This is a genomic window from Neobacillus sp. PS2-9 (assembly GCF_030915525.1).
GTDB lineage: Bacteria > Bacillota > Bacilli > Bacillales > Cytobacillaceae > Neobacillus.
The window spans coordinates 2,111,395-2,131,120 of record NZ_CP133269.1; the positions used below are offsets into that span (position 1 = coordinate 2,111,395).

At 35.5% G+C, this 19,726-nt stretch carries 19 protein-coding genes; 12 read left to right on the plus strand and 7 right to left on the minus strand.

Annotation, left to right across the window (positions count from 1 at the left end; all coding sequences use genetic code 11):
• Nucleotides 1-33: 33 nt before the first annotated feature.
• Together RCG25_RS10600 and RCG25_RS10605 are read right to left on the minus strand one after the other, a co-directional pair.
• Nucleotides 34-1,599 carry an ABC transporter permease/substrate-binding protein gene (locus RCG25_RS10600; RefSeq protein WP_308083630.1) on the minus strand — a complete coding sequence of 522 codons (1,566 nt, stop codon included), beginning with the start codon at nt 1,597-1,599 and terminating at the stop codon, nt 34-36.
• A complete protein-coding gene (locus tag RCG25_RS10605) occupies nt 1,599-2,723 on the minus strand; it encodes an ABC transporter ATP-binding protein (protein WP_308083631.1) in 1,125 nt (374 codons plus the stop codon). Before RCG25_RS10605 ends, RCG25_RS10600 begins: the two co-directional genes overlap by 1 nt.
• Before the next feature lie 182 nt (nt 2,724-2,905).
• Between RCG25_RS10605 and RCG25_RS10610 the strand changes: the two genes are divergently transcribed.
• Complete coding sequence (locus tag RCG25_RS10610) at nt 2,906-3,589, plus strand: M50 family metallopeptidase (protein ID WP_308083632.1); 684 nt, start codon at nt 2,906-2,908, stop codon at nt 3,587-3,589.
• 60 nt (nt 3,590-3,649) lie between these two features.
• On the opposite strand, the gene RCG25_RS10615 is transcribed toward RCG25_RS10610, so the two are convergent.
• Together RCG25_RS10615 and RCG25_RS10620 are read right to left on the minus strand one after the other, a co-directional pair.
• Nucleotides 3,650-3,775, minus strand: a complete 126-nt coding sequence (locus RCG25_RS10615) for a hypothetical protein (RefSeq protein ID WP_308083633.1) — start codon at nt 3,773-3,775, stop codon at nt 3,650-3,652.
• Between the two features lie 126 nt (nt 3,776-3,901).
• Entirely contained in the window at nt 3,902-4,849 is a 948-nt protein-coding gene (locus RCG25_RS10620) for an NAD(P)H-dependent flavin oxidoreductase (RefSeq protein ID WP_374121072.1), read from the minus strand.
• Between the two features lie 215 nt (nt 4,850-5,064).
• Here RCG25_RS10620 and RCG25_RS10625 point away from each other — a divergent pair, with 215 nt between their 5' ends.
• Together RCG25_RS10625 and RCG25_RS10630 are read left to right on the plus strand one after the other, a co-directional pair.
• Complete coding sequence (locus RCG25_RS10625; protein ID WP_308083635.1) at nt 5,065-6,315, plus strand: DHH family phosphoesterase; 1,251 nt, start codon at nt 5,065-5,067, stop codon at nt 6,313-6,315.
• 244 nt (nt 6,316-6,559) lie between these two features.
• Nucleotides 6,560-7,567 (plus strand): acyltransferase family protein, encoded by a 1,008-nt coding sequence (locus RCG25_RS10630; protein WP_308083636.1) that lies wholly within the window; start codon nt 6,560-6,562, stop codon nt 7,565-7,567.
• Nucleotides 7,568-7,623: 56 nt separating this feature from the next.
• Here the strand turns inward: RCG25_RS10630 and RCG25_RS10635 are convergent, their stop codons facing one another.
• A complete protein-coding gene (locus tag RCG25_RS10635; protein ID WP_308083637.1) occupies nt 7,624-8,145 on the minus strand; it encodes a MerR family transcriptional regulator in 522 nt (173 codons plus the stop codon).
• Between the two features lie 102 nt (nt 8,146-8,247).
• Nucleotides 8,248-9,189, minus strand: a complete 942-nt coding sequence (locus RCG25_RS10640; protein ID WP_308083638.1) for a MerR family transcriptional regulator — start codon at nt 9,187-9,189, stop codon at nt 8,248-8,250.
• Between the two features lie 205 nt (nt 9,190-9,394).
• Here RCG25_RS10640 and RCG25_RS10645 point away from each other — a divergent pair, with 205 nt between their 5' ends.
• Entirely contained in the window at nt 9,395-10,267 is an 873-nt protein-coding gene (locus RCG25_RS10645; protein WP_308083639.1) for a DMT family transporter, read from the plus strand.
• 72 nt (nt 10,268-10,339) lie between these two features.
• Here RCG25_RS10645 and RCG25_RS10650 read toward each other — a convergent pair whose 3' ends face one another.
• Nucleotides 10,340-11,128: an HAD family hydrolase gene (locus RCG25_RS10650; RefSeq protein ID WP_308083640.1), complete on the minus strand. Its 789-nt coding sequence runs from the start codon at nt 11,126-11,128 to the stop codon at nt 10,340-10,342.
• Nucleotides 11,129-11,392: 264 nt separating this feature from the next.
• On the opposite strand from RCG25_RS10650, the gene queC reads away from it, so the two are divergent.
• The 8 genes from queC (at nt 11,393) to RCG25_RS10690 (ending at nt 19,704) form a co-directional block, all read left to right on the plus strand.
• Nucleotides 11,393-12,052, plus strand: coding sequence for a 7-cyano-7-deazaguanine synthase QueC (queC, locus tag RCG25_RS10655; protein ID WP_308083641.1), 660 nt, complete (start codon nt 11,393-11,395; stop codon nt 12,050-12,052).
• Between the two features lie 4 nt (nt 12,053-12,056).
• Nucleotides 12,057-12,539, plus strand: coding sequence for a 6-carboxytetrahydropterin synthase QueD (queD, locus tag RCG25_RS10660; RefSeq protein ID WP_308083642.1), 483 nt, complete (start codon nt 12,057-12,059; stop codon nt 12,537-12,539).
• Entirely contained in the window at nt 12,532-13,260 is a 729-nt protein-coding gene (gene queE / locus RCG25_RS10665; RefSeq protein WP_308083643.1) for a 7-carboxy-7-deazaguanine synthase QueE, read from the plus strand. Before queD ends, queE begins: the two co-directional genes overlap by 8 nt.
• 85 nt (nt 13,261-13,345) lie before the next feature.
• Nucleotides 13,346-14,074, plus strand: coding sequence for a polysaccharide deacetylase family protein (locus RCG25_RS10670; RefSeq protein ID WP_308083644.1), 729 nt, complete (start codon nt 13,346-13,348; stop codon nt 14,072-14,074).
• Nucleotides 14,075-14,128: 54 nt separating this feature from the next.
• Nucleotides 14,129-14,950 (plus strand): DUF2935 domain-containing protein, encoded by an 822-nt coding sequence (locus tag RCG25_RS10675; protein ID WP_308083645.1) that lies wholly within the window; start codon nt 14,129-14,131, stop codon nt 14,948-14,950.
• Nucleotides 14,951-15,140: 190 nt separating this feature from the next.
• Nucleotides 15,141-15,488: a hypothetical protein gene (locus tag RCG25_RS10680; protein ID WP_308083646.1), complete on the plus strand. Its 348-nt coding sequence runs from the start codon at nt 15,141-15,143 to the stop codon at nt 15,486-15,488.
• A gap of 114 nt (nt 15,489-15,602) precedes the next feature.
• Nucleotides 15,603-17,105, plus strand: a complete 1,503-nt coding sequence (locus RCG25_RS10685; RefSeq protein ID WP_308083647.1) for an aminotransferase class V-fold PLP-dependent enzyme — start codon at nt 15,603-15,605, stop codon at nt 17,103-17,105.
• Between the two features lie 130 nt (nt 17,106-17,235).
• Entirely contained in the window at nt 17,236-19,704 is a 2,469-nt protein-coding gene (locus tag RCG25_RS10690; protein ID WP_308083648.1) for a CoA-disulfide reductase, read from the plus strand.
• Nucleotides 19,705-19,726: the final 22 nt, after the last annotated feature.

The window sequence follows — 19,726 nt, forward strand, 5'->3', positions numbered from 1 at the left end:
TGACTGTCTCTTCTACGTAGATAGAATGAAATTTTATTTAAGTAAACCTTCTTCTTTCAGGAATTCTTTGGCTACTTTTGCAGGTGACTGTTTGAGACTGTCCACCTTATAATTCAACTCACGCATTTTTTCGTCTGTAAGTTTTCCTGAGAGAGAGTTCAAGACTTTTTTAAGCTCTGGGTGTTCCTTTAAGGTTTCTCCCTTAATAATAGGTACTGCGTAATATGGTGGGAAGAAATTTTTATCATCTTCTAATACCATTAATTGGAAGGCTTCAAGTAAGCCATCTGTAGAAAACGCATCAATTACATCACTCTTATGGTTCTTGAGAGCGGTATAGCGAAGTCCACCATCTACTGCTTTAACATCTTTAAATGTCATATTATACGTCTTAGAAAGTCCAATTAACCCATCTTCACGATTAGGAAATTCTATAGTTGGCCCCATGATTAGTCCGCTGCTCACTTTAGCAAGGTCGGAAATGGTCTTTAAATTATATTGTTTAGCTGTGTCTTGTCTCACTGCCAAAGCATACGTATTATTAAATCCAATCGGTTTTAATAATTCTATATCATACTTTTTCTTAAATTCTTTTTGAACATAATTATAGACTTGATCCGGATTACTTTGTGGAGGCTGGTTTAAAATATTTACCAATCCTGTTCCGGTATATTCCACATATAAATCAATATCTCCGTTTTTAATTGCGCTAAAGGCTACCTGACTACCGCCAAGATTCAGCTTTCTCTCAACTTGGATATCTGTCTTATTTTCGATTAAATCGGCAAGCATATTTCCTAATATTAATTGTTCGCTAAAGTTTTTTGAACCAATGACAATCTTTTCTTCTGCATTTGCTGTTGAATACACTTTAAAGGTGCCAGCAGCTACCAATAGTAAGGACGCAATGGCAATCATAACTTTTTTTGCTCTTTTTCCATTTTTAACTGAATTCTTGGACGTGTTTTTCTTGCTAGTATAAGAAAGTGAAGCTTCAAGTTTTCCGACAACAAAGTCAATCAATAGGGCTAAAATACATGCCGGTATTGCTCCAGCTAAAATCATGTTGTTATCAACAGTTTGTACTCCTGAGAATACTAAATAACCAAGCCCACCTGCACCTACGAAGGCAGCAATCGTCATTAAACCAACAGCAGTAACTGCTGAAATTCTGATACCCGCCATAATCATCGGGAAGGCAAGTGGTAATTGAACCTTTCTCATCGTTTGACTTTTGGTCAGACCGATGCCTTTGGCGGCTTCCAGAATGTCTCCATCAATGTTTGTTAATCCCGTATACGTATTCTTTACAATAGGGAGGAGAGAATATAACACGACCATTACAATTGCTGGATTACTACCAATCCCAATAAATGGTATGAGGAAACCGAGTAAAGCTAAGCTTGGAACAGCTTGAATAACATTTGTAGTTCCAATTATTGGCTTTGAAAGCTTTGGTTCATTTGAAATTAAGATTCCAAGTGGAATACCGATAATAATAGCAATGAGTACAGAAATGATGCTTAAATAAAGATGTTGTCCTAGTAAGTCGGTAATTTGTTCATAGTTTGAAGTTACATAGTTCCAAAAATTACTCATCAAAATGCCACCTCCAAATCAATTAGTTGGCTGCTTAATGCGGATAATATACTGCTTCTTGTAATTAGACCAGTTAACTGGTTAGTATGATTTACAACGGGTAAATAACCAATTTTATGTTCATTCATCATTGCTAACACGGAGATTAAATTGGCATCTTGTGAAACGGATAATACCTTTTTCTCCATGACAAGTTCGATTGAAGTGTTCCGATTAAGCAGCTGGATGCTTTTTAATGTAACTAGCCCCTTAAGGACGTTGCTTTTGTCAGTGACCATTAAACTATCCACTTTATTTTCTTTCATGATCTCAATCGCCTGCAATACGTTTCGCATTGCATTAATTTTAATTGGATGATGAATCATAATATCCTCTGCCAATAATAATTCAGGATTGTTCCAAACCCTTCTTTTTCCAATAAAGTCTTCTACAAAGTCATTAGCAGGATTTTTAAGAATATTTTCCGGTGTATCATATTGTAAAATATCACCATCTTTTAATATACAGATTTTGTCTGCTATTTTAATAGCTTCATCCATGTCATGGGTAACAAAGATAATAGTTTTATTAAGTTCCTTTTGCATTTGGAAAAGTTCATCCTGTAGAGAGCTTCTTGTAACTGGGTCTAGTGCGCTGAAGGGTTCATCCATTAAAATGATATCGGAGTTTGTTGAGAAGGCTCTTGCTACACCAACTCTTTGCTGTTGACCACCACTTAACTCTTTTGGGAAACGGTGTAAGAATTCATTTGGTTCTAAACCAACCAAAGAAAGCAATTCCTTTGTCTTTTCCTCAATTGCCTCTGGATCTTCTCCTTTAAGTTTAGGAATTAATTCTAAGTTCTCTTCGATGGTCATATGGGGAAATAGCCCGGTGTTTTGAATGACATATCCAATATTCCTGCGGAGTTCTATTGGATTCATTTTCGAAATGTCTGTTCCATTGACAAATATACTTCCAGAGGTTGGTTGAATTAATTTATTGATCATTTTAAGCAATGTTGTTTTCCCACAGCCACTCGGCCCAATAAAAACAACTAATTGACCAGCCTCTATATCCAATGAGAAAGGATTAATGATGGTTTTGTTGCGATATTTTTTTACGATGTTCTTAAACTCTATCAAGTTCATTCCCCCTAAATAATTATTACTTACCCAATAAACTAACAACTTAATCATAACATAAAGGTTGTTACTTTGTCGAATCGGGTGGTCTAGTTCTATTTGTTAGAGTTTAAGTTTAGTTGTTATAACAAGAAAATGTTAAAATGAAATTAATATAGATAATTTAGATGAGGGGGATTGTAATGGGCATAATACGTGATAAGTTGAGTATAAAATTTTTTCTTTTTCTATTGTTTGCTTTTTTATTGATTCATGTCCCGCTTCTTGGAAGTTATATAAAAATAATCAATACCCTCATCCATGAATCGGGTCACGCAATGATTGCTTTACTCAGTGGGAAAGTAGAGCGTATTTCTTTATTTATGAATTCTGAAGGAGTTACGTATAGCAGCCAGTCAACATGGATCGGTAGTTTCGTGACAAGCCTTGCTGGATATATATTCGCTTCATTTATGGCATTTTTATCTTTTTTATTTATTGGTAAAAATAAACAAACGCTTTTAATTGATATTTTGTTAGGGTTTATCTTCTTAAATCTAATTTTTTGGGTACGAAATCCTTATGGGATATTTTGGCTTTGTTCATTCGCAGTGGGTTTTCTTTTTTTACTCATTAAAGGAAGTCAAAACGTAAGAGATCATTCATTATTATTAATAGCATCTATTTTACTTGTTGACTCGGTCAATAGTGCTTTTGAAATTCTGTATATCAGCTTTCTTCATCCTCAGGGTGCAGGGGATGCGGCAAATCTGGCACGTTTAACGGTGATCATCCCTACGCAAATCTGGGGAATCTTCTTCTTCCTTCAATCTATTTGGTTTTGTTACTTTGGATTAAAAAGAGGCTATTATAGACTAGGTAAATAAGCGGGAGGCTGACCCAAAAGCTATGAAATTCTAGTCTTATGAGTCAGCTAATTACCGTAATTATTTCCCTAAGTCTTTTTTGGTCATCTCACTTCGAATACTAGTTTCTTTAGAGAATTCGGTATCTTGTTTCTTATTGTTTGGATATTTATTTTTACGTTCACGGTTATCGTTACGGTTTGTCATGATTGTTACCTCCTTTCAGTGTCTTCTGCAATATTTTTTGCATCATGTGGTTTTTTACTCCCGATTTTTATTTCGTAACTTAAAGTAAAAGCTCGACCGTATCAAAATGATATGGTCGAGCGTTTATTATGATAGTGGTAATATTGAATCCACTTTTGCGGAACGATACTCTTCTGTAAGATTGTCAATAATTTTTTGGACCGGAAGGATGTCTTTAATCTCATCCACTCGGGCTCCAGCGAACACAAGTCCATTTTCAACATCACCCGAAACGGAAGTTAGTAATGAATCTAATGTGCAAAATCGGTAAGAGCAATTTTTTAAACAATCATGGCATTTAGCGATTTTTAATTTATTTGCACCACTAATTAATTTAGTAAAGTTGTTAACTATTGCTCTGCCTTGCAGTCCAACGGTGGTTTTCACTAGGACCAAATCTTCTTTATTTGCGTTTACATACTTTTCCTTAAATGCTAATGGAGCATCACATTCCTCACTCGCTACGAACCTCGTTCCCATTTGTACTCCAGACGCTCCCATGGACAGTGCTTTTGCAATATCATATCCATTCAAGATTCCTCCAGCTGCGATAACAGGTATGGATACTGCATCAACAATTTCTGGTAGGATTTCGAACATTGGGCGATCTGTTCCAAGATGTCCCCCAGCCTCAAAACCTTCTACGACCACGGCCGCTGCTCCGAGACGTTCGGAAATTTTTGCTAGTTTTGCGGAAGAGACAATGGAAATAACAGGTATTCCAGCTTGTTTTCCCCAAGAATACATATCTCTAGAGATTCCTGCGCCGGAAATAATAAAATCAACCTTCTCTTCTAAAGCGGCTTTCATTTTTTCAGCAAAGTCATTCATGGCAAAAAGGACATTTACACCAATGTACCCTGCACCCTTAATACGTTCCTTGGCTTTACGGATATGTGTTCGCATCTCATCTACGGTTATTCCAGTACCAGATATTATCCCAATTCCTCCTGCGTTTGCGACAGCCGAAGCTAACTTGCTTAGTGAGATACCTACGCCCATGCCACCCTGTAGAATCGGAACCTTTGGCATCATATGTCCAATTTTTAATTGTGGAAAATTCAATTCATTACCTCATTTCAATGTTTAGTTACTTCTCCTGAATCATAACATTCGAATTTATTCATGTCTGTGATTACTATCACCTGGTCATATAAGTAGGTTTTATACTTTGTAATTTTATTTGGATAATAGTAATCTTAAGGTAACAAACTACTAAAAGTTATGGATAGAGATGGGAAGGTGTATATATGGTCAAGCTTTTTACAGATATCGATTTAGACGGACTTGGGTGTGGACTAATTGCAAAAATGGCTTTTGGGGATAAGGTCAATGTATATTATTGTTCATATCGAAATCTCAATCAAAGAGTTGAGTCAGTAATCACAAATCCAGAGAATGCTAAGGAAGAAATCTATATTACCGATTTAGCAGTAAATCAACTTATCGAGAAGAAACTTGAAGAACGTTATCAGCAGGGGAAACAAGTTCAAATGATTGATCACCATGTAACAGCGATGCATTTTAACCAATATAAATGGGGTTTTGTAAAAACAGAATATGAAACAGGAAATCTAACTTGTGCAACATCTTTGTTTTATGATTACTTAATTGAGAATCAAAAAATAGAGCGAAATAATGCTTTAGAGGAGTTTATTGAATTAGTTCGACAGTATGATACTTGGGAATGGGATCAAAACAATAATGTAACAGCAAAACGGTTAAATGATTTGTTTTATATTTTGAATCGGGAAAAGTTCGAAGAAGAAATGCTAAAAAGGTTAACTGAAAATAAAGAATCATTTATGTTAAATGAGACTGAAAATTTGCTTCTTGATATTGAAGAACAGAAAATTAGTCGATATATTCATTCTAAAAGCAGGCAAATGGTTCAGACCTTTGTTGATGATTACTGCGTAGGAGTTGTCCATGCGGAGCAGTATTTGTCAGAGCTCGGGAATGCCTTAAACAATCTTTATCCCCATTTGGATATGATTGTCCTATTAAATGTGAGTGGTAAGAAAATGGGCTTCCGAACCATTCATGATGAGGTCAATGTGGCAGAATTTGCAAAGAGATATGGGGGAGGAGGTCACCCTAAAGCATCTGGTTCAGAAATGACAAGAGAGGCCTTTAAATTATTTATTGAGAACATTTTTGAATTCATGCCACTTAAACCAGATTCAGATCGAAATGAATACAATGTGAAAAATTCAACATCCGTTACAAGTTATCAAAACCAACAGGGCGAAAATTTTTATGTTTTATCAAAAGAGGATAACGATTTTAGCATTTTACATAATGGAAAGAAATTGGAGGGAAGTTTTAACACATTTACGGAAGCAGAAAGGTTTCTTAAACGAAAAAATTCATGCTGGCTTCGTCCAGATCATGAATTTCTTAAATTTCTTTCGAACGTTCTTGGGGAATCACTTGAAGAGATTAAGGAAAATTACGATGAGATAATAAGCAGCAGAATAATGGATGTTATTGAACATTGAGGAAGAGAGCTTAGTTTACTAAGCTCTCTTTAATATTGGTAAATTTATCGTAGGTATTTCGAATTATTATTTCAGAATTGTAATTGGTGTGCAACAAAATGTAAATTGAACAACACAATTCTGTAATCTTAGAAGGGTAGTATAATAATTAGACCGTTATGCTTAATAAATGAAGGTCTACGTTTAGTGGGTAATAAATTTTTTGTATACCTTTAGGGTCAACTATACACAACGGGGTGATAAAATGGCTTCTACTTCAAAAAGGAGTAAATATTTTGATAATGCAAAATTTATTTTAATATTTCTCGTTGTTTTTGGACATCTCATTAGTCCTTTAAAGGAACAGGATGGTTTTCTATTTACTTTATATACAGTCATATTTCTTTTCCATATGCCAGCTTTTATCATGATATCAGGGTATTTTGCAAAAGGTTTTAAAAAGAAAGGCTATTTATCCAAATCAGTAAAAAAAATATTAATACCTTACTTTATTTTCCAAATTATTTATTCCATTTATTATTACTTTAATGGCCAAGAAGAAAGGTTATCTTTTGATTTTTTACATCCCCATTGGTCGCTATGGTTTTTGTTAAGTTTGTTTTTCTGGATTTTACTGTTATATCTATTTGCGAAATTAAAATGGATAGGATTTGCTTTAGCCATTGTAATAGGTATTTGTATAGGTTATGTGGACCAAGCCGGAAGTTTTTTAAGCTTATCAAGAACATTTGTATTTTTCCCATATTTCTTATTAGGATATTTACTTAAAGAAAATCAGCTTAGACGCCTTATTCGAACCAGGTATTCTCTTCCAATTGGCTTAATAATAATTGCTGGAACTCTTATATACTTTGGAGTTGCTTTTCCGAAAGATGCTGTCCCATGGCTGTTAGGAGATACTTCCTATGCGAACATGGGTGGAAAAGAGATTTCAGATGGATTAATTAGAGGTATCCAATATATACTTACATTTATTGTTATTTTCGGATTTATGATGTTAATTCCATCTGGCCAATTCAAAGTAACGAAAATAGGTGAAAGAACAATCTATGTTTATTTATTTCATGGATTTATCATTAAATCCATACAATCCATTATTCCTGAAGAAGTTCTAGATCCTATCATTGGTAATTATTTTCTTCTCATCTTCATCTCACTGATTATTTGTTTAATACTAGGAAGTTTTTTAATAAAGAAATATACGCGACCATTGGTTGAACTTGAATTTCCCCTTAGTAACAGGGGGGGATAAATAGAAATGAGGCTGACTCAAAAGTAAAGAGTTCAGCCTCATTTCTATTGAATTGATCAGAAGCCAAAAAGGGAACCAATCATATTTTTTCTTTTTCTTCTCTCTTTAGACGAATCAATAACCATTGTTTTTTCCTTTTTGGATTGGTTTCTCTGTTCAGCCAATTGCTCTTGAAGTAGTCTAAGTTGACTAGTTAATTCATTTACCTGACTCTGTAATTCCTCAATATCGCTGCGATGTTGTAAAAGTTGATAGGAGGCAACAGAATCTGCCTTAGAATTTATGCCAAGTTCTAATTCGTTTACCTTCTTCCACACTTTTTCAAGGGCCTCCTCATTCTCAACTGCTTTCACAGCTCCTTTTCGAGCACTCTTCTTTGTTCGTACCGGAGTAATATCATGCAAGAGAGTACCAGTTTGAAGTTCTTCATGAATTTTTTTTAGTAGGTTAATATCTTCGTTAGAAAAATGATAATGTCCCCGATCATTTTTTTCCATCGGAAGCTCGAGCTGTTTCACCCACCTTTGAATAGTACTAGAGGATACCCCTAATGATTTTGCTACTTCACTTGTATTCATGTCAAAACCTCCTATTAATTAAATAATCCCAAACCACGAGTGACGATAGGCTAAGTAAAATGATTATGAATAAAAGGAGCTTTAACATTTAATGAATGTTCCTTAATTAGCCCAAAATTTCCACCATTTCTTTTCTTTAGCAGCAGCTACATCTCTGAAACCTGTCAGCATTTGTTGGAAAGCTAATTCTCTTTGCGTAACTTCATGACGGTATTGATTGCGCTCCTCAATGAAAAAATCCCGGTCTTTTGTTATAGCTTCAGTGAGACTTGAGATTTCGGTATTCGTTACATCAACGTAATGCGCTAATTCCTCGGTCGTCTCAGATAATTGCTTTGAAAGTGTAAAAATTTCTTCTGAAGTATCTATTGAAACGTTAGCAATGCTTTTGGAAAGGTATTGTAATGATTGGGAGGTATTCTCTGATGTTCTTTCAAGTGACTCCGATAATTCTTGTATATCAGCTTTTGTCGTTGCTGAGGATTTATAAATAGAGTCAGATATGGATTTAACCGTATGATATGTTCCTTTATATATCTCTTTTTTTACTTCTTCAACGACTTCCTTCCGAACTACATTCCTGATTTCTTCTTTTACCTCATTTAAGAAATTTTTCTTATAAGTCTCCATAGCTTCAAAAAATAGTTCTGTATTATTAAAAACATCATCATGGACAGCTACAGGTGTTAGGGAATCAGCAATTACTTCTAATGGTACTTCACTTACAATAGTCTCACTTTCAGGTTCAAATTCTTGTGTTTGCTCTACTTGTTTTTCACTTAGCGGTACCTCGGCTGTAATTGTCTCCATTTCAGCTTCCGATCCTTTTAGTAATTGTTCACGGATTAAAACTTTGCTTAATTTTTTTGAAGCCATTTGTTTTATTTCTAGTAGGAAATCAATTTCTACCTCAGTGTAAATTCTTGCACCTTGTTTTGAACGGGGAATTTCTAATAAATCTTCAAACTCCTTTTCCCATTGGCGTAAGATTCCAGGCGCAACATTTATCTTTTTGGACACTTCTTTTAGGGTATAAGTTTTCATTAAAATCTTTCCTTTCTTTTTGTTTCTAGGAAATATTTCTTGATAGATTAACTATTCACCATTAGGCATCCAATTTTCCTGCTACCTGACAAAAGCTATCAAAACAAGACTGAAAACTTGGAAAACCAACATATTTTTGCAAAAGGTGCGCTTTGTTGTAAAAATTCTAAAAAAGTGGTTGAGCAAAGAAAAAAAGAGGTTTAATATGGGAGTTGAAATGATGGAAGAGAGAAGGATCTACATGTGGATTGCAGCTGCATTTGTGACAATGGTTAGCTTCGGAGTTAATAATACTATTTTTAAGTGGAGTACTGGACGTGGACTGTCAAAAGTGCATATTCAATTCTTTTTCTATTTTGTAGCATTTATATTAACACTTGGTTTTGGAATGGTTCATGACGCTGTACATATGAATCTAATAACTTTATTACTTGGTTCTCTGATAGGGATATTAAATGCTAACGGAAATATCCAAATGTCAAAAGCATTTGAAAGGGGACCAGCAAGTTTAACTTCTCCCTTAATTGGTATTAATGCCATTTTTCCGATACTATGTGCTGGATTTATTTTTCATGAACATATTACTGTAATCCAGTGGATAGGAATAATTATTATGCTTGCGTCTGCTATGATTATCCAGTATTCATCTGATAAGAATAGAAATATAAATTATCTGTCATGGATATTGCGAGTTGGGCTAGCCATATTATCTTTTGGTTTACTTGGAATCTTAATGAAGACGACTTCTTATTTGCATATTCATTCGTTAGAAACCTTAATCGCTATGTATGGTGGGGGAAGTATATATTTAGCAATAAGTAGTTTTACAATGAAGGAAAAATGGAATGGTCTAGTAGTAAATGTGGGTGCACTCGTTGGCCTAATAAGCATTTTAGGCTACAGTAGTTATTTTTTTGCATTAAGAACGGGGACGGCCAGTATTGTATTCCCTATTGTGAGTTTAAATTGCTTAGTAGTTGTCTTTTCAGGCTATTTCATTTATAAAGAAAAATTAAAAAGATATCAGCTCATAGGTGTAGTTTCAGCATTAATTGGAATCATTTTTACGAAATTGTAATTCAAAATGGGAAAAGAGGTTGACTCCTTTGTTTTGAGTCAACCTCTTTTGATTTGAAATTATTCTTCATATTTATTTTACTAGTTTAAGCTTTTTTAACCCATTATATATACCAGAGTTGGTCACATCTGTGGTTTTGTGTTTCGCATATTGAAAAAGCTCCGGATGACCATTCCCCATAGCAAAACTCTCTCCTACATTCTGAAGCATTTCTTTATCATTCATTCCATCACCAAATGCAATAGAACTTTCTTTATTCAAGCCGAGACGCTTTAAAACCATTTGAACCCCATAGCCTTTGTTCACTTTGTCTCTAATCACATCATAGCAATGCCTCATGCCCTCTACATTGACTTGGGATAAATGGATTCCTTCCTCACTGTTATAAAGAGATGCTTCATTTTCTTGGAGATTGACCAATGTCATCCCCAATACACTGCTGTTAATAGAAGGAGAATAGATTTCATTCTTATGTAAATGGAATTTTTTTATAAATTCATTCATCATTTGTGAGTTTAAATCTGTATAGTAGTTCTTTTCATGCGTATACAGAACTGCCTGATGCTGGTTTGCTGCGGCAATGTCTAGAAAATGTCTCACAGTTTCGCTGTTCATCGGTTCTTGAAAGATATCTTGTCCTTGATATATTGCGTATGCTCCGTTATAGCCAATAAAAGAGTTAATATTCAATTCCTTCGCAAGGTCAGCAATTTCGTGAAGCGGACGACCAGTTGCTAGAAAAATTTCTATTCCTTTTTCCTGAATTTGAGAAACAGCCTCTTTGGTTGATTCTTCAATCGTGTCCTCTGGTGTAACTAGTGTTCCATCGATATCTAAAAATAAGATTTTGTAATCGGTCATAAATGGTCTCCTTTTTGTAATCATACAACTAGTTTACCACTTATTTCTTATTTCATAGATATTTCATTCAACGGTGGATAAAAGATAGTTAGAAAAATTTTTCTCTATGAAAATTTATTATTTATGGTATAGTTAGTAGCGGAAAATAAAAATAAAATTCGCTTTTTGCGAAAGAGGTTCTAGCACCCCTCTCAAAAAAAACTAAGAGAAACAGCACTGCTTTCTTAGTAGTGCTGTTTTTCCTATTTAAGGAGAATGAAGGATATGAAAAACAGCAAAGCTTTAGTTGTCTTTAGTGGTGGTCAGGATAGTACTACTTGTTTATTTTGGGCATTAAAAAACTTTAATGAAGTTGAGGTAGTGACCTTTGATTATAACCAGCGTCATAGCCTTGAAATCGAGTGTGCAAAAAGTATTGCAAATGAGCTTGGTGTCAAACACCATATTTTAGATATGGCTCTCTTAAATCAATTAGCTCCTAGTGCTTTGACGCGGGATGATATAGATGTAAAGGATGGAGAAGAAGGTGGATTACCATCTTCATTTGTTCCTGGAAGAAATCTAGTGTTTTTAACGTTTGCCGGTATTTTAGCGAGTCAAATTGGGGCTAAACATATTGTTACTGGTGTATGTGAAACGGACTTTAGCGGTTATCCGGACTGTCGAGATATTTTTGTTAAATCGTTAAATGTAACACTTAACTTATCAATGGATTCACAATTTGTCATTCATACTCCACTTATGTGGATCGATAAAGCAGAAACTTGGAAATTAGCCGATGAACTTGGAGCGTTAGAGTTTGTCAGAGAAAAGACACTTACTTGCTACAACGGAGTAATTGCCGATGGTTGCGGGGAATGTCCTGCCTGTAAACTAAGAAAAAGAGGTTTGGACGAATACCTTAAAGTAAGAAAGGAGTTATAATCTAATGTATGGCTTTCGAATTGTCGATAAACTCCAAAAGATTGATGAAGATATTAAAAAAGAACAGCTGAAATATCATCAAAAGCGAGTATTAGTAAGTAAGGAATTTACTTTTGATTCTGCACATCATTTACATTGCTACGAGGGAAAATGTAAGAATTTGCACGGTCACACCTATAAGGTAGTCTTCGGATTAAGCGGGTTTGTCGATGACCGTGGTTTAATGATGGACTTTGGCGATATAAAAGAGATTTGGAAGAAGGAAATTGAAATTTACCTTGACCATAAATATTTGAATGAAACACTCCCCCCTATGAATACAACGGCAGAAAATATTGTTGTTTGGATTTATGAAAAAATGGCAGAGGCTCTCCTTAAGGAAGAAAGACAGCAGCAATACCTTGGTGCAAGAGTGGAGTTTGTTCGCCTATTTGAAACACCTACTAGCTATGCTGAAGTTAGAAGGGAGTGGATGGAAGTTGAGTAAAATACCTGTAATGGAAATCTTCGGTCCAACTATTCAAGGGGAAGGAATGGTCATCGGTCAGAAAACGATGTTTGTGAGAACGGCTGGCTGTGATTATTCATGCAGCTGGTGCGATTCCTCTTTTACATGGGATGGGACCGGTAAAGATGACACAAAGATGATGCTGGCAGAAGAAATATGGGAAGAGCTAAGAAATCTTGGTGGAGCTGGATTTTCCCATGTTACTATATCAGGCGGTAATCCTGCTTTATTAAAGAATTTAGCTAACTTAATCACTCTTTTAAAGAAAAACGATATTAAAATCTGCCTTGAAACTCAGGGGAGTAAATGGCAGGATTGGTTTTTAGAAATTGATGAATTAACCCTATCTCCAAAGCCACCAAGCTCAACAATGGTTACAGACTTCACGATTCTAGATTCCATTATAAAGAAGTTGGAAGAGAAGGATTCGTCCAATCGTGTTAGTTTAAAAGTAGTCATATTTGATGAGCGTGATTATGAATATGCAAAAGGTGTGTACCTCCGATATCCAACGATCCCTTTTTATCTACAGGTTGGTAATGATGATATAACAACATCGGATAATCAGGAGCTGATAAGCCGTCTATTAAGTAAATATGATTGGCTAATTAACAAGGTGATGGAAGATCAAGAATTTTCCAATGTAAGAGTGTTACCACAATTGCATACCTATTTGTGGGGAAACAAAAGAGGAGTATAGTGATTAAAAGCTGCAGCATGCAGCTTTTTTTTATAGGATTTTTCACATGTGGAATACTAACAAAAAGGAAAAAGTGAGGAATTCTATGAAAAAGTTTCTATTCCTATTCCTATGTTTTTTTGTGTTCGGACATGAGGAAATCGCGAGTGCAGAGAAAAAAGTGCCAATCTTAGTTTATCATTCTATTGCAGAATACAATGGTCATGGATCAAAGGAACTGTATGTAACCCCAGGAAATTTTGAGAAACAGATGGCGTTTTTAAGAGACCATGGATACACTCTCTTAACATTTGAACGGTGGCAAGAAGTCGACTATGTACCTAAACCCATTTTTATTACCTTTGACGATGGATACAAAAATAACTTAAATGCGTATACTATTTTTCAAAAATTAAAAACTCAGCAATTTAAACCGATGGGAACTATATTTGTTATCTCTGATTTTATCGGCAGGTCCAACCGTCTTTCAAACTCAGACTTGAAAATGATGGCAGATTCCGGATTGTTTTCAATTCAATCACATACAGTTACACACCCTGATTTAACGAAGGTGGAGAATGTAGGTTATGAATTAAAGAATTCTAAGGAGCAAGTCCAGAAAATAACAGGAAAACCGGTTATTGTCCTTTCTTATCCTTATGGAAATACCAATGACAAAGTAATTTCAGAGGTAAAGAAATATTATAGATTTGCTCTTACCACCACACCAGAAGTATTTTCTCCGTCAGGAGTTAAAAATGAGCTTTATTTATTACCAAGAATATATGTTAAGTATTCAACTACTCTTGACGAATTTATTAATTTAGTAAAGTAACATGATATAGTCGAAGATCCTCTTGAATATGATTTTTTAAGAGGGGGGAAAGCGATGACTGCAATTAGTGTGTGGGAAGAACATTTATTTTGGTTGGAAATATTACAGGATCATGCGATTTTTGTTCGTGATCATTTGTCTGTTGAAGAACAAAAGGAAATATCAATTGCTGAAAGATTTATCCAATCTTTTGGGATAGTACTCAATAACCTTAGGCAGTTACATTCTGGGGTTGAAATTTCGTCTGAAGAACAAATTGCATTGGCAAAGCAAGCATATTCAGTAGCATATGAGTATTACCGGTTTGAAGGCCATATGCAAAATCTAAGAATCCAAAATCAAATTAACCTAAACTTGTCTCCAACGTATTTAAATGGGACATTGAATGAAAATCAAGAATATTTACGTTTATTGTCTTACTTCGTAAATGGTCAAATTCCAGAGCCGCTAAGGCTTGACCAGCTTTTAGATTTATGGCTGGAGGATCAGTTAGGGCATATCATTTTATTAAGGAATGTACTTGACCCTATAGAAATAGCGATAGAAAGACAATCGGAGGCATTCGCACAGAAGTTCCAAATGTTTATCTTGCAAAATCACCATATAAAAGGGTATTTACGATTTACCGAACAGGGTTTCCCACGACAAAAAGAACTTGCATTAGAGGTAGGAAGAGCTGTTATTGAAATGAATTTGTTTGTTAGGTCTTCCGTAGAAAAATATAAAGGCGAACGGATTTTAAATAAAACTACTTTACGGTTTATTGAACATCACTTTCCTGAAACTTGTTATTTCATAAAAAAACTGGCGGATTTTGCCCCAGTACTTCATTCAGAGGGTTCTCAGTGTTCGTTAAGAAAACCATCTTTTATCTAAAAAATTGGAACGATGCACCTGAAAAATGGTGCATTTTTTTTAACTAGTACATCTAACACTACTTAATCTATTAAATCCTCATAATTTGAAGTGATTGATAAAATCTTGTAAACTGCCCGACATCTCTATGTAACCAAATATTATTATAATAGTGTAAACGTTATGTAGACTTTAGAAGGCAGGTGTCAATATGGAAGAGACCATAGCAAAATCATATTTGCAAAAGTCACTGGACGAGTGGAAGGACGATATTTCATTAGTCTTAAATGAGATAGCTAATGAATATGATGAAGTTGCGCAGGAACTGAAGGTTTATTCATATAAATATGGAATTACAAAGCAAGTAATACAATCAACGGTTAATGAAGAAATAATAGAAAATATTCGCCAAATGTACCATAAGCCATTTGAGGAAAGTTATAATCAGTTGAAAGAATACATAAAAGATTTAGAGGAAAAAAGAAGAGTTTTTCAAATGTTTATTCAAAAAATTGAAGAAGTAACAAAAAAGGAAACAGCTAAAATTACTACATTTTAATTAAAGAGTAAAATACAAAAAGTCGCCAACCATTTGGCGGCTTTTTGTATGAACAAGTGGTTAAGTGTTATGCATATATTAAATAACAGAATTTTTTTGTGAGGTGTGAAACAAATGATCACCGCGACGATTGGAAGTAAAACCTACACAATACCGGATAACCTCGAAAAATATTTTCAAAGATTTCGTTCTCATGTCATTGGGATGGATCAGGAGTTTGATGCTCCTTACGGAAAAAAGAAAATTATCTATGCAGATTGGACGGCAAGTGGAAGACTTTATCGTCCCATTGAGCAGAAAATCTCGGAGATTTTTGGACCTTTTATGGCAAATACACATACTGAATCAAACATTACCAGTTTGATGATGACTGGAATCTATAAGCATTCTAGGAAAATCATAAAGGAACATGTAAATGGGGATCAGCATGATGCGGTTATCCTGGATGGATTTGGAATGACATCAGTAATCAATAAGTTGCAGCGTTTATTAGGTATTCGAGTACATGAGAAATGGAAGCATCGTTTGAACCTAACCGAAAAAGAGCGACCAATTATCTTTCTAACCCATATGGAACATCATTCAAATCAAACATCCTGGCTTGAAACTTTGGGCGACGTGGTTATATTATGTCCAGATAAAGACGGGGAAGTGGATGTGCAACAACTCGAACAACTGCTTTATAAGTATAAGGACAGACCACTGAAAATCGGTTCGTTTACAGCATGTTCCAATGTCACGGGGATTCAAACACCCTACCACCAATTAGCAAAAATCATGCATCAACATGGAGGTGTGTGTTTTGTTGATTTCGCTGCTTCTGCACCATATGTAACGATTGATATGCATCCCAAGGATCCATTAGAGAAACTCGATGCAATCTTTTTCTCTCCCCATAAATTCTTAGGGGGACCTGGAACAAGTGGGGTATTAGTTTTTGATACAAGATTATATTTCAATCATGTTCCAGATCACCCAGGAGGCGGGACGGTAACCTGGACGAATCCGTGGGGGAATCACCAGTATTATAAGGATATCGAACTCCGTGAGGACGGTGGAACCCCTGGAATATTACAGGCAATCCGAACGGCACTATGTATTAACTTGAAATATCAAATGGGGATATCCAATATACTCAAAAGAGAAAAAGAGCAGCTTGATATTTTATTGCCTCAATTGGCAGAAATCCCTGGACTACATGTTTTAGATGGACATATAACAAACCGTTTGGGGATTGTTTCATTTTACATGGAGAATATACATTACAATTTAATGGTTCGCCTACTGAATGATCGCTTTGGAATCCAAGTACGGGGCGGATGCTCTTGTGCAGGAACCTATGGTCATTATCTATTTGAAATTGATCAGGATTCTTCAAATGAGATTACTGAAAAAATAAATCTTGGAGATTTATCTGGTAAACCCGGTTGGGTGCGCTTTTCCTTACATCCAATTATGACAAATGATGAAATTATTATGTTTGTAAAAGCTGTGAAGGAAATTTCAATAAACATAAATGAATGGAAAAAGGACTATATTTATGACTCGACTAGCAATGATTACTTCTTTGTTAACTACAAGAGAGAAGACATGGGGAATCTTTTTCGATTTGAATGATATCATTAAAAATGGTCAATTTATGACCATTTTTTGAACAATTACCTATACCCCTATACGTAATAAAAGTTTGTGCTATACTTCACATATGGTATTGATTTACTAGTCATTCGAAAGAAGGTAATCATAGATGTCTAAGAAAATTGTTATAGTAGGTGGGGTAGCAGGGGGAGCAACAACAGCAGCAAGATTGAGAAGATTAGATGAGCAAGCTGAAGTCGTCATGTTTGAAAGAGGGGAATACATTTCCTTTGCAAACTGTGGTTTGCCTTACTATATTGGTGGTACGATTTCAGAAAGAGACAAGCTGTTAGTTCAAACAGTAGAGGGTATGTCTAAAAAATTCAATCTTGATATTCGTAACTTAAGCGAAGTAATAAAAATTAATCGAGAAAGAAAGACAGTAGAAGTAAAACATGTGAGGACGGGTGAAACATACGAAGAATCGTATGAAGTACTTGTTTTATCACCAGGTGCAAGTCCTATTAAACCACCAATCACAGGAATTGAGACAGCGGAATCTCTGTTTACTTTAAGAAATATTCCAGATACAGATAAAATTAAGTCCTATGTTGATACAAACAAACCGAAGAAAGCTACAGTTGTCGGCGGAGGATTCATCGGAATTGAAATGGCAGAGAACCTATGGGATTTAGGAATTGAAGTAACTTTAATTGAAATGTCTAACCAAATTATGGCCCCAATTGATTTTGAAATGGCTACTATTTTACATGGTCATCTTCGTGAAAAAGGAGTGAACTTAATCCTTGAAGATGGTGTAGAAGCATTTGAACAAAATGGTAAAATCGTAAAGTTAACTAGTGGTCAAAAAATGGACACGGACATGATTATCCTAGCTATAGGAGTTAAACCAGAAAATCAGTTAGCGGTTGGCGCGGGATTAAAAGTAGGCGGGCGCGGTGGCATTCAGGTGAATGAATACCTTCAAACAGAAGATCCAAGTATATATGCGATTGGGGATGCCATTGAAGTGAAGGATTATATCAATGGCCAACCAACTCAAATTCCATTAGCATGGCCAGCCAACCGCCAGGGAAGAATTGTAGCGGATCATATCAATGGAATTGCAGTACGTTACAAAGGAACACTGGGAACTTCTATCGCAAAGGTCTTTGATATGACAGTTGCTTCAACAGGAAATAACGAAAAGACGTTAAAACGCTTAGGAATTCCTTATGAGGTTGTACACGTACATCCCGGTTCACATGCTGGCTATTATCCAGGAGCTTTTCCAATCGCACTGAAGCTAATTTTTGAAAAAGGAACTGGAAAAATATTTGGTGCACAAGCTGTTTCCTATGATGGGGCAGACAAGAGAATCGATGTGATTGCAACAGCCATTAAAGGCGGGTTAACCATATTTGATTTGCCAGACCTAGAACTTGCTTACGCACCTCCATTTTCATCAGCGAAAGATCCAGTTAATATGGCTGGCTATGCAGCAAGTAATATTGCGGAAGGAAGAGTTGAAACCGTTCAATGGCATGAAATCGATGAAATTGTACAAAACGGTGGGTTATTAATCGATGTTCGAGATCCAATTGAAAGAGAAATGGGCTATATAGAAGGTTCAATTAATATCCCTCTTGGAGAATTAAGGGATCGTTTAGATGAACTGCCTAAAAATCAAACGATCTATTTAACTTGTCAAGTTGGTCTACGTGGTTATTTAGGTGCACGTATCCTCTCACAAAATGGATTTAAAGTAAAGAATCTTGACGGAGGATTTAAGACTTATTCAAGTGTGTTTGATAATAAGCCAAAAAATAGTGAGGTCAAAATCGATGATTCTGGCATGATCGAGGGGATAAAAGTGAATAAGACCAATGTTGAACCTGTTGATACTATATTAATTGATGCCTGTGGTTTACAATGTCCTGGACCAATCATGAAGGTATACCAAGCAATAGATGGTATGAAGGATGGTGAGATTCTGGAAGTTCATGCTACTGACCCTGGGTTTGCTAAAGATATTCAATCTTGGTCAAGTAAAACAGGAAATACGTTATTAAATAGTAAATATGAAGATAAGAAATTTAAGGCTTATATTCAAAAAGGATCGAAGGAAGCGGTGAACCCTGTTCAGGGAACAGCTGTGCCAGCAGCAAAGGATGGAACTACGATGGTAGTATTTAGTGGTGATCTTGATAAAACAATTGCCTCCTTCATCATTGCCTGCGGTGCTGCAGCCATGGGCAAAAAAGTAACCATGTTCTTTACCTTCTGGGGCTTAAATGTTCTGCGACGTAAAGATGCACCTCCTGTACAAAAAGATTTAGTAGAGAAAATGTTTGGTATGATGATGCCCAAGGGTGCTAGCGAGCTTCCTCTTTCAAAAATGAATATGGGGGGAATGGGTGCCAAAATGATTAACCATGCAATGGAAAGAAAGAATGTTGATAGCTTAGAAACATTGATGAAAAATGCAATGGATGCAGGGGTTAAACTTGTAGCCTGCTCTATGTCAATGGACATTATGGGGATTAAACAAGAAGAATTAATCGACGGCGTTGATATAGGTGGAGTGGCTTCCTACCTTGGTGATGCCGAGGATTCTGGATTGAATTTGTTTATTTAATAAGTATTTCGATAGACTTCTG

Bases quoted from the DNA above. Each gene is read 5' to 3' on its own strand.
- RCG25_RS10645 (WP_308083639.1), top strand. From the start codon at position 9,395: ATGGGAGTTGAAATGATGGAAGAGAGAAGGATCTACATGTGGATTGCA.
- RCG25_RS10680 (WP_308083646.1), top strand. From the start codon at position 15,141: ATGGAAGAGACCATAGCAAAATCATATTTGCAAAAGTCACTGGACGAG.
- RCG25_RS10690 (WP_308083648.1), top strand. From the start codon at position 17,236: ATGTCTAAGAAAATTGTTATAGTAGGTGGGGTAGCAGGGGGAGCAACA.
- RCG25_RS10615 (WP_308083633.1), bottom strand. From the start codon at position 3,775: ATGACAAACCGTAACGATAACCGTGAACGTAAAAATAAATATCCAAAC.
- RCG25_RS10635 (WP_308083637.1), bottom strand. From the start codon at position 8,145: ATGAATACAAGTGAAGTAGCAAAATCATTAGGGGTATCCTCTAGTACT.
- RCG25_RS10675 (WP_308083645.1), top strand. From the start codon at position 14,129: ATGACTGCAATTAGTGTGTGGGAAGAACATTTATTTTGGTTGGAAATA.
- RCG25_RS10610 (WP_308083632.1), top strand. From the start codon at position 2,906: ATGGGCATAATACGTGATAAGTTGAGTATAAAATTTTTTCTTTTTCTA.
- RCG25_RS10600 (WP_308083630.1), bottom strand. From the start codon at position 1,599: ATGAGTAATTTTTGGAACTATGTAACTTCAAACTATGAACAAATTACC.
- RCG25_RS10630 (WP_308083636.1), top strand. From the start codon at position 6,560: ATGGCTTCTACTTCAAAAAGGAGTAAATATTTTGATAATGCAAAATTT.
- RCG25_RS10620 (WP_374121072.1), bottom strand. From the start codon at position 4,849: ATGATGCCAAAGGTTCCGATTCTACAGGGTGGCATGGGCGTAGGTATC.
- queD (WP_308083642.1), top strand. From the start codon at position 12,057: ATGTATGGCTTTCGAATTGTCGATAAACTCCAAAAGATTGATGAAGAT.
- RCG25_RS10685 (WP_308083647.1), top strand. From the start codon at position 15,603: ATGATCACCGCGACGATTGGAAGTAAAACCTACACAATACCGGATAAC.
- RCG25_RS10650 (WP_308083640.1), bottom strand. From the start codon at position 11,128: ATGACCGATTACAAAATCTTATTTTTAGATATCGATGGAACACTAGTT.
- RCG25_RS10670 (WP_308083644.1), top strand. From the start codon at position 13,346: ATGAAAAAGTTTCTATTCCTATTCCTATGTTTTTTTGTGTTCGGACAT.
- RCG25_RS10640 (WP_308083638.1), bottom strand. From the start codon at position 9,189: ATGAAAACTTATACCCTAAAAGAAGTGTCCAAAAAGATAAATGTTGCG.
- RCG25_RS10625 (WP_308083635.1), top strand. From the start codon at position 5,065: ATGGTCAAGCTTTTTACAGATATCGATTTAGACGGACTTGGGTGTGGA.
- queC (WP_308083641.1), top strand. From the start codon at position 11,393: ATGAAAAACAGCAAAGCTTTAGTTGTCTTTAGTGGTGGTCAGGATAGT.